The organism is Streptomyces sp. NPDC058576 (assembly GCF_042718715.1).
Classification (GTDB): domain Bacteria; phylum Actinomycetota; class Actinomycetes; order Streptomycetales; family Streptomycetaceae; genus Streptomyces.
In genome coordinates, this window is the sequence record NZ_JBHXPF010000027.1 from 58967 (window position 1) to 68524 (window position 9558).

Consider the following 9558-nt stretch of genomic DNA (forward strand, 5'->3'; position numbering starts at 1 on the left):
GGGGGCTTTCAAAAAAACCCAACCCCCCCCCCCCCCCGGGGGGCCCCCCCCCCCCCCACCTCTGCCCACACACCCCCGCGCCCCCCGGGGGGGGCGCGCCGGGGCCCCGCCCCCCCCCGCCCCGTCCTGGAGGGAGGAAACGTTGCCGCGGCGACGCTGCTATCCCTCCGACACCTGGGACGACGAATGGGCCCTGATCGAGCCCATGTTGCCGACACCGGCCTGCGAAACGAAGGGAGGCGGCCGTCCCGAGAAGCATCCCCGCCGGGAGATCGTGGACGCGATCCGCTATGTCGTGGACACCGGCTGCAAGTGGCGGGCCCTGCCCAAGGACTTCCCGCCCTGGCGCACGTGTTACGGGTTCATGGCCCGCTGGGCCGCCTGCGGCGTCGTCGGCCAGGTCCGTGACCAGCTCCGCAAGCGGATTCGCCGCGAGATGGGCCGGGCTCCCGGAGCGGTCGCCACCGTCATCGACTCCCAGTCGGTCAAGGCCGCCGACACTGTCGGCAAGGACTCCCGCGGCTACGACGCCGCCAAGAAAATCAACGGCCGCAAGCGGCACCTGGTCGTGGACACCAAGGGCCTGCCGCTGTTCGTCATGGTCACCCCGGCCGACATGACCGACCGCAACGCGGCCAAGGAAGTGCTGTTCCGGCTCCGGTTGATGCACCCCGAGATCACCATCGTCTGGGCCGACTCCGCCTATGCCGGACAGCTCGTGACCTGGGCCAAGACCTACCTGGACCTGACGGTCAAGACCGTCAGCCGTCCGAAGAACGTCCCTGGGTTCGTCGTTCTGCCCCGTCGCTGGGTCGTCGAGCGCTCACACGCCTGGATCATGCATGCCCGCCGACACGCGCGCGACTATGAGCGGCTCATCCAGCACTCGGAATCGCTCATCACCTGGGCCGCGATCACCCTTATGACCAGGCGCATCACCCGCCGAAGCTCCCGCAGAAGCGGACAGTCGGCATCCCGCGAAGCCCAGCGGGATTGATCGTTCTCAAGGTCAGCACCATCACCTTGGCCCTGCCCTGGCCAGAACCACGGCCCTGAGCCACCTTCCCGCCGCCGACGAAGCCTGTCAGCGACTTCTTGTACCAGGCGTCGGCGGCAAGCACCGTTCGAATCCTGAGCACGGCCGGTGGACCCGTGGTTGCGGTTAAGAGGAGCGAATTGTGGGTGGGTTGAGGACGTACTCGCCCGGTGCGCTGTTGGCCAGCGCGGCCACGATGTTGGCGTTGGACCGTACTTCGTCCCAGCGACGCTGGAAGATGCAGTAGGCGATGGCATCGAGGCCGATATGGATGAGGTAGGCATGGAGACGCTCGCGCAGGTGGGTCGGGAGCGGGCCGGCGGCGCGCCAGTGGCCTAGCAACGCGGCGTAGATATCGGCGGCGTGCCACTGCGGGTACCACGGCCACCAGTAGATGAGCCACGCCGCGTCGTAGAGGCTGTCTCCGTAGAGGGCGTTGCCCCAGTCCAGTACGGCGGTAACGGTGCCGTCGGCAGCGAGGACGTTGCGACTGAGCAGGTCGCCGTGGATCATGTTGCGCTCGTCAGGCAGGTACTTCGTGAGCGCAGCAAGTGCGGCCAGCCCGGCTTCCACCGGTCCGAGCCCGATCTCGGAGTCGGCCAGTGCTGCTTTCCAGCCGGGAACCCGGGTCGTCTCGGCACTGATGGCCAGCAACGCGTCAGGCCAGGAGTCATACGGAGCTTGCCCGTCTGGGGTCCAGATGCCGTAGCCGGCGGTACCGGAGAGATCGATTTCGCCGATGGCGTCGAGCGTGGTCAGCAGGCTCGGCAGCGTCAGCGCCACGTCGGCGGCGGGCAGGTCGTCGAGCCCGATCCCGTGCGCGCGTGTCGAGATCGCATAATGCCAGGTGTCGACCACACCCCGTACGAGCACCGCCGGCACGGGCAGGCCGGGCCCGGCGAGGCCGGCGACGAGTTCGTCTTTGGCGAAGTCCGCACCATGCGCTCCGACGCGTAGGACCGTCTCCTCGCCATCGATGGTCAATTCGAATGCCTGCGACCAGGCGCCGGCCGCCAGCGGCTGCGGTTCGGTAGCGCGTGCACCGAAGGATGTGCGCACCAGCCGGCGGGCCAGGTCCGACAGCTCGGCGGATGCAGGTTCGTTGGGCATTCGAGCATGCTAGTGCTCTGACCGTATCGCCGCTTGGGGGCAGGTCGTGGCGGCGAGTGGTTGGCCGCCGCCCCCGGATACGGACGCGCTCCCGCTCGGACTCCTCATTGACGGCCCTGTCTTTCGACCACACACGTCCAACTCCCGTTCGATTCCTGTGCTGGATTGGCACTTGGTTAGGGATTGCAAACAGGCACTTAGGCGCGCGCCATCTGTGATGGAGCCGTTCGTCGTGACGGGGTGGCGGGCCGCCTTGTATGCGAAGGCCGAGATCCTGCTCCGAGCGGGCCGCAGGACGGAGGAGGCTTTGAACCTGGTACGTCCGGACGACTCTGGCTGGGCCTCCACGACTGAGTGTCGTGATTTTGCTGAGGTGCTCGGCAAGGCAGGGCGCATCGACGAGGCCATCGAACTACTCGTCCCGCACCTCGACAAGTCGTGGCTCCTGTCCGTTTTGGTGGATATCACCGATGGGCAGGGCCGTGACGAGGGGGTGCTGGAGTTGATTGCCCCGCTCGCAGACCATGCGCGTCAGGCCCGCGGCGAAGAACACCGGGACTACGCCTTCTCCGACGCTCAGGAGTTGCAGGCCCGTGTGCTGGAGCGGGCGGGCCGTGCTGATGAGGCAATCCGGATCCTCGGCCAGGAACTCGCCGGGCGCCGCTTCCTCGCTCAGAACACCCTCATCGCCTATGCCGAACTGCTGGCACGTCACGGGTGATGGGGCTCTTTGAATCTCCTCAGGTGCCGCTCTTCAAGTGGCCAAACCTGCTCAGGTGATCTCCCCACCCATTGCGTGATCTTCCCGGCGTGTCGAACTGGTGCCGGCGTGTCGTGGAGAGCCTGCGTGAGCACGGAGTTCGGCCTGTTGAAGGGCCATGGATGCTCACCTGGGAGGAAGACGTGGATGCTCACGCACTGCGTCGCCAGGGCTGGTCGATCTCGGCGATCGCCCGGCACCTGGGGCACGACCGCAAGACGATCCGCGCGTATCTGAACGGCGAGCGAGTCTCCGGATATCGCCGCCAGTCGCCGGACGCGTTCATGCCCTTCTTGGAGCACTGCCGCCAACGGCTCAGCGATGACCCGCACTTGTGGGCTTCGACGCTCTTCGACGAAGTGGTGGAACTCGGCTATTTGGGCGGCTACTCCACCTTCACCCGGGCCCTGCGGCGATACAAGGCACGACCACACTGCGAACCGTGCCGGGCTTCGAGCGGTCGCGACGTGGCGATCATCGCGCATCCTCCGGGCGAGGAGATCCAGTTCGACTGGGTCGAGCTCCCGGACCCGCCCGCGGAGTGGGGCGTCGGTGCCAACGCGCATCTCCTCGTCGGTGCCCTGGCTCACTCGGGACGATGGCGGGCCGTGCTTGCGGAGGCAGAGACTTTCCCGCACCTGGTGCAGTCCATCGATGCCGTGCTGCGGCGGCTTGGCGGAACCGCCCGAAGGTGGCGGTTCGACCGGATGGCCACCGTCTGCCACCCGCCGACCGGACGGGTCCTGCCGGCCTTCGCCGCCGTCGCGAAGTACTACGGAGCCGGCGTCGATATCTGTCCGCCGCGACGGGGCAACCGCAAGGGTGTCGTCGAGAAGGCCAACCACTCAGCGGCCCAACGCTGGTGGCGAACTGTCCCGGACGGCATCAGCATCGACGCAGGTCAGAACGGCGTCGACAAGCTGGCCGTGCAAATGGACAGCCGCAAACGCAAGCTCGACGGAGCGTCGACCACGGTCGCCGAGCTCGCCGGAGCTGAGCCGCTGCTGGACCTGCCGACCCGCCCGTTCCCCGCCGAGTTGGAGCAGACGCGCGTCGTCAGCCCGCAAGGGCTGGTTTCCTTCGCGGGCAACCACTACTCGGTCCCGCCCGGGCTGACCGGCGCCCACGTCACGATCCGGATCCGGCTCGGCGAGGACGACCTGCATGTGGTCACCGCCGGCCGCGCGGTCATCGCCCACCACCGCCGGGCACCGGACGGAGCCGGGCAGACCGTCCGGGATGCCGGACACATCATCGCCCTCGAACGGGCGGTACTTGCCTCGTTCTCGGACAAGGCACCCTGCCGCACCAAGGTCCGTCGGCCTCCATCGGCCGCGGCCCAGGCGGAAGCCGAGAAGCTTCGCGGCCGACCTGAATCGGACGTCGCGAACCGGGTCGTGATCGACCTGTCCCACTACGCCGCCGTCGCCGACCGGCTCCGGCAGGCCCCCACCCACGAGGACCAGGAGCGCGAGAGTGAGTGACACCATGCCGATGAGCGAGGCCCGCCGATACCAGCAACTGCGAGGACACCTGTCCTATCTGAAACTCAACGACGCCGCCGAAGCCCTCCCTCGCGTCCTGGACCAGGCCCGAGCCGAGCGGATGACCCTCACCACTGCCCTGGAGAAACTTCTCGAGATCGAAGTCGAGGCGACCGAGGCCCGCAAGCTCTCCTCCCGGCTGCGGTTCGCCTGCCTGCCAGAACCGTGGACCTTGAACGACTTCGACTTCGCCGCCCAGCCCGGCGTCGACGAGAAACTCATCCGTGACCTGGCCACCTTGAGGTTCCTCGACAACGCCTCGAACGTCCTCTTGGTCGGACCGCCCGGCGTCGGCAAGACCATGCTGGCCGTCGCACTCGCCCGCTCCGCAGTCGATGCCGGTCACCGCGTCTACTTCACCACCGCCGCCGAACTCGCAGCCAAGTGCCACAAAGCCGCACTCGAAGGCCGCTGGTCAAGCATCATGAGGTTCTTCGCCGGACCCCGCCTCCTCGTGATCGACGAACTGGGCTACCTCCCGCTGCCGGGCGACGGCGCTTCAGCCCTCTTCCAGGTGATCAACCAGAGGTATCTGAAGTCCAGCACGATCCTCACGACCAATGTCGGAATCGCCGACTGGGCCGGCGCCTTCGGGGACGCCACCGTTGCCGCCGCGATGCTCGACCGGCTCCTGCACCGCGCCGCCGTGGTCGGCATCGACGGACCTTCCTACCGGCTCCGATCACACCAGTCCCACGCCGACAACCTCCGCAAAGGAGTGACCGGACGTGCAGGTTGAATTCCGGGAGTGCCCCATCTGCTGGACGTCATTCCAGGTCAACCGCAATGCGGCAGCCCGGCACACCTACTGCACCCCTCGCTGCAAAGCAGAGGCTGCCCGGCGCCGACGCCGCGAACGCGACGAAGCCGCCGACGTCGCTGAAGGCGAACCGATGACGCCAGCGTCGCCAGACCCGACACCACTCGCGCCCACGGCCGTCCGCAACTGCCCGCACTGCGACAAGCCCGTCACCATCGTCGCCCTGCTGGCCACTCCCGAGGCCGCGCGACCCACCATCCCAGCAGCAAGTCGGGACGTGATCCCCATGCGCAGACACTGACACCGTTCACTGGGAATCGGCAGGACACGACCAGTAGCCGATCACTACTGTCACATGGGAAAGGATGTGGACATGGCATTGGTCAAAAAGGGATCGCGGCTCATGAACGTGGACGGCACCACCTACCGGTGGCGACTCCGCGGACGTCCGACCTACGACCAAGGACTGGTCCGGTCACCCCTCACCTACGCGGTCGAACACGCCGACACTCCCGGCACCACACTGGTGGTCACCACGAACCAGCCGCACCCGAGCAACTGGTTCGGAACGCAAGGCAGCCCGGTCCTGCCTGCCCAGGTGGCTGACAGCATCCGCACCGCACTCACTGACGGATGGACACCGGAGAGCTCAGGCTCACCCTTCCACCTCGACCAGTCAGCGGGATTCGTCTCGTCCCACTGACTCACCCCGCGCTCAAGGACTCACCGACCCAGCGATCGGTGAGTCCTTCTGCTTTCCGCTCCCCACTTTCCCCAGTTGGTTCACTTCGTGAACCAACTGGGGCGAAGAGCAGCAGTGGGGAAAAATCGAGATCGGCATCACGGGCGGCTCGATGAGTTGCGCGAACTGGTTGGCGGCCAGGATGCGCATACCGTCCTGGACATCTACGCGGGTGCTCTGCGCCGCCATGGCCAGGTCGATGAAGCCGAAGCCGTGATGAGAGACGCCATCGCCGCCGACGACTGGGTCGGGTACCGGGCCTGGCTCTCCTCGATGTTGCTGGCAGAAGGCCGGCTGGACGACGCGATCGTCGTCGCGGAGCCTGGCTTCAGCTGGTACGACTGCTCCAACCTCCTGGCACCACTCGTCCACCCGCTGCTCGACCGCCCCGAGGAACTGCTCTATCTGGTCGAGCACCCAAGAGTTGTGCCCCACCACGGTCACACGGAGTTCCAGCACTGGTGGCGGGCCTGGGCACTCGCCGGCCTCGGCCGCGTCGACGAGGCGATCGCCGTGGCCGGTCTTGACCGCCCCTGGACCGATCCCCGTATCGTCAAGGCCGACCTCCTCAAGCGGGCCGGCCGTCTTGACGACGCCGCCGATGAACTGCGAGCCCTGGGCTCGATCAAGGCACGTGAGGAACTGTGCGAGATCCTGGTCCTGCAAGGGCGGGCGGACGAGGCGATCGCCACCCACCCCACCGTGGCGGAACAGCGCGATGCCGAACCGAAGCCCAAGTCCGTCCCTCTCGGCGAGAACGGGTACTCCCCGGAGCCACCCTTTTAGGGATTGCCCTTCGTCTCACACCCACATCAGGAGTTAGGCGAGGGTGACTGCTGCTTCGTAGGACTGGGCGGTCTTGTCGTATCGGGTGGCGAGCCCGCGCCACTGCTTCAGGCGATTGAAGCACCGTTCCACGACGTTGCGTCGCTTGTAGACCTGCTTGTCGAAAGCGGGCGGGCGGCCTCCCCGCCGGCCTCGTCGGTAGCGGTTTCGGGCCTGGTCGGCACGTTCAGGGATGGTGTGCCCAATGCCGCGCCGTTGGAGCCAGGCTCGGATGGCCTTGGAGCTGTAGCCCTTATCGCCCAAGACGTGATCGGGCCGGACACGCGGCCGTCCGGGCCCGATCCGTGGCACACGTATCGCCTCCATCACGGCGATGAACTGGGTGCAGTCATTGGTATTGCCGCCAGTGACGACCAGGGCGAGCGGGCGGCCGAGACCGTCACAGGCCAGATGGATCTTGCTGGTCAACCCGCCTCGGGAACGACCCAGCGCCGGGCTGCGATGCCCCCTTTTCGGGCCCCTGCCGCATGCTGGTGGGCCCGGACGATGCTGGAGTCGACCGACACCAGCCAGTCGATGCTCCCGGCAGCAACTGCTCGGGCCTGCGCGTTCTTCAACATCCGGTCGAACGTGCCGTCCGCTGCCCAGCGGCGGAAGCGGGTGTGCAGGCTGGCCCAGGACCCGTACCGCTCGGGTACATCTCGCCAGGCCACTCCCGCCCGGAATTTCCACATGATCCCGTTGAGCATCCTCCGGTCATCGAGCCGAGGCCGACCCATCGACTTCCGGGGTAGCAACGGCAGCACGAAGTCCCACTCGGCATCCGTCAGTTCATGGCGACGTGTCACCTGACCATGATCCACCAGCCATGATCACATTGACGACACGGCCTAGCGGCCTTGAAGGACGAGGCCGCTTCCAAGGGCTGGCCGCCGCTGATCTGGAATCGCATCGACGGCTATCAGCTCGGCGCGGAACGGGCCGCGCTGGAAGCCTACGAACGGCAGGTCGTCGGCGAGAAGCTGACTCAATTCCGCCGGTTCATCACCGGCACCGTCGCCCCGCACGCCGCCGCCCACCCGAACGACAAGTGGGTACGCCATATCGTCGCCCAGCTCAACTCCATCGAATCCACCCTCGACCTCATCGCCTCTGCCTGACCCAACACACCCGCACCCATGTCTGGAGGCACCGGTTGTCATGCGCGGCCGCCGCTATCCCACCGATACCACCGACACCGAATGGGCGCTGATCGAACCTCTGTTACCCGCTCCGGCGTGCGACACCGTGGCCGGCGGGCGCCCCGAGAAGCACCCGCGGCGGGAGATCGTGGACGCGATCCGCTACGTCGTGGACACCGGCTGCAAATGGAGGGCTATACCAGCGGACTTCCCGCCTTGGCGCACGGTTTGGGGCTTCATGGCCCGCTGGGCGGCCGCCGGCATCGTCAACCAGATCCGTGACAACCTGACCTCACGCATCCGCCGCGAGCTGGGCAAAGGCCCCCGGGCCGTCGCCACAGTCATCGACTCCCAGTCCGTGAAGGCCGCCGAGACCGTCTCCCGGGCGACCCGCGGCTACGACGCGGGCAAGAAAATCAACGGCCGCAAACGACACGTCGTGGTCGACACCCGCGGCCTGCCGCTGATGGTGATGGTCACCCCCGCCTCCCTCAGCGACCGCGACGGAGCGAAGGAGATCCTCTTCCGCCTCCGCCTCACCCACCCCGAGATCACTATTGTCTGGGCCGACTCGGCCTACGCGGGCAAGCTCGTGACCTGGGCGAGAGGGCGACTGAACCTCACCATCAAACCGGTCAGCCGCCCCAAGGACACCTCCGGTTTTGTCGTCCTGTCCCGCCGCTGGGTCGTCGAGCGATCACTCGCCTGGATGATGCACGCCCGCCGACATGCGAGGGACTACGAACGCCTCGTCCAGCACTCCGAAACACTCATCACCTGGGCAGCTATCACGCTGATGACTCGACGTCTGACCCGTCAGCCAGCAGCACACCAGGCTGCCGGGCGGCGTTGACAGACCACACCCCCTGCCGAACACGGGCGTGCAGGTGCATGTCATGCCAGCCATCCGCATGCATCAGCGCGTCGCGGCGGACGCCCTCTTGTGTGAACCCCGCCCGCTTCGCTATCCGGCAGGACGCTGGGTTGGTCACCGAGTGCCCGAGTTCGATGCGGTGGAAGCCGGCTTCTCCCAGAGCCCAGTCAGTTACCGCAGCCACAGCGCGGGAACAGACACCGGCACCTCTTGCCCAAGGGGCGGTCCAGTACGAGATCTCGGCTTGACCGCCCACCAGGACCAACGACGAGAGGGAGACCCGACCGAGCAACATGTCGTGGGCGTCCACGACAGCCCAATGCGCCCCCGTCTCGTCCCGCCAGCCTCGCTGCCACTGAGCGATCCACTCCCGAGCTTCTTCTTCAGAGTCGGCTCGCCGCAGGTGCCAACGCTGGATCGCCGGGTCCTGGAAAGCCTTCACCACGCCAGCGGCGTCTTTGGGTAGCCACGGCCTCAACAGCAGCTCACCCTCCACCGGCAAAGACGGCTGAGCAGACGTCGAGAGACAACCAACGGCCATCAGCGGAGAAACCAAGGCAGGCATAAGCAGCATGATCTCAAATACACCGGCTGCCATCAACGAACAGTCCTTGGGATCAGAAGCAGGTACTGAGGTCCGCCCCCCCCCCCGGGGGTTGGGGGGGGGGGGCCGGGCGCGGGGGGCGGGGGGGCCCCCCCCCCCGGGTGTGGGGGGGGCCCGCCCGGGCCACAAAGGGCCGCCCCCCAAACCCACACCCGGGGGTG

10 protein-coding genes and 1 pseudogene are annotated in these 9558 nt (G+C 67.1%); 8 read left to right on the forward strand and 3 right to left on the reverse strand.

All coding sequences use genetic code 11. From position 1 onward, the window contains the following. Nucleotides 1-142: 142 nt before the first annotated feature. Entirely contained in the window at nucleotides 143-997 is an 855-nt protein-coding gene (locus ACFWRV_RS20190; RefSeq protein ID WP_384336375.1) for an IS5 family transposase, read from the forward strand. A gap of 165 nt (nucleotides 998-1162) precedes the next feature. Here ACFWRV_RS20190 and ACFWRV_RS20195 read toward each other — a convergent pair whose 3' ends face one another. Beyond that, complete coding sequence (locus ACFWRV_RS20195; RefSeq protein ID WP_384336377.1) at nucleotides 1163-2146, reverse strand: phosphotransferase family protein; 984 nt, start codon at nucleotides 2144-2146, stop codon at nucleotides 1163-1165. A 214-nt stretch (nucleotides 2147-2360) separates the two neighbouring features. On the opposite strand from ACFWRV_RS20195, the gene ACFWRV_RS20200 reads away from it, so the two are divergent. The 5 genes from ACFWRV_RS20200 to ACFWRV_RS20220 all read left to right on the forward strand — a co-directional run bounded on the left by ACFWRV_RS20200 (nucleotide 2361) and on the right by ACFWRV_RS20220 (nucleotide 6738). Further along, nucleotides 2361-2867, forward strand: coding sequence for a hypothetical protein (locus tag ACFWRV_RS20200; RefSeq protein WP_384336379.1), 507 nt, complete (start codon nucleotides 2361-2363; stop codon nucleotides 2865-2867). Nucleotides 2868-2980: 113 nt separating this feature from the next. Next, nucleotides 2981-4390, forward strand: coding sequence for a transposase (locus ACFWRV_RS20205; RefSeq protein ID WP_384336381.1), 1410 nt, complete (start codon nucleotides 2981-2983; stop codon nucleotides 4388-4390). Further along, the gene (gene istB, locus ACFWRV_RS20210; protein ID WP_244529887.1) at nucleotides 4383-5189 is read left to right on the forward strand and encodes an IS21-like element helper ATPase IstB; all 807 of its coding nucleotides are present in this window, start codon (nucleotides 4383-4385) and stop codon (nucleotides 5187-5189) included. The genes ACFWRV_RS20205 and istB overlap by 8 nt, the downstream gene beginning before the upstream one ends. Nucleotides 5190-5583: 394 nt before the next feature. Then, complete coding sequence (locus ACFWRV_RS20215) at nucleotides 5584-5913, forward strand: hypothetical protein (RefSeq protein ID WP_384336383.1); 330 nt, start codon at nucleotides 5584-5586, stop codon at nucleotides 5911-5913. A gap of 156 nt (nucleotides 5914-6069) precedes the next feature. Continuing rightward, nucleotides 6070-6738 carry a tetratricopeptide repeat protein gene (locus ACFWRV_RS20220; protein WP_384336385.1) on the forward strand — a complete coding sequence of 223 codons (669 nt, stop codon included), beginning with the start codon at nucleotides 6070-6072 and terminating at the stop codon, nucleotides 6736-6738. A 33-nt stretch (nucleotides 6739-6771) separates the two neighbouring features. On the opposite strand, the gene ACFWRV_RS20225 is transcribed toward ACFWRV_RS20220, so the two are convergent. Then, nucleotides 6772-7586, reverse strand: a protein-coding gene (locus tag ACFWRV_RS20225; RefSeq protein ID WP_384336387.1) for an IS5 family transposase whose coding sequence is annotated in 2 segments (ribosomal slippage) — nucleotides 6772-7247 and nucleotides 7247-7586 — 816 coding nt in all. Because the reading frame shifts where the segments join, the coding sequence is not laid out codon by codon here. A 33-nt stretch (nucleotides 7587-7619) separates the two neighbouring features. Here ACFWRV_RS20225 and ACFWRV_RS20230 point away from each other — a divergent pair. After that, nucleotides 7620-7898 (forward strand): annotated as a pseudogene (locus ACFWRV_RS20230) (RacP protein); the annotation flags it as partial. Nucleotides 7899-7938: 40 nt separating this feature from the next. Beyond that, a complete protein-coding gene (locus ACFWRV_RS20235) occupies nucleotides 7939-8772 on the forward strand; it encodes an IS5 family transposase (protein WP_384336389.1) in 834 nt (277 codons plus the stop codon). On the opposite strand, the gene ACFWRV_RS20240 is transcribed toward ACFWRV_RS20235, so the two are convergent. After that, the gene (locus tag ACFWRV_RS20240) at nucleotides 8708-9358 is read right to left on the reverse strand and encodes a GNAT family N-acetyltransferase (RefSeq protein ID WP_384336445.1); all 651 of its coding nucleotides are present in this window, start codon (nucleotides 9356-9358) and stop codon (nucleotides 8708-8710) included. The two genes, ACFWRV_RS20235 and ACFWRV_RS20240, sit on opposite strands and share 65 nt — an antisense overlap. Nucleotides 9359-9558: the final 200 nt, after the last annotated feature.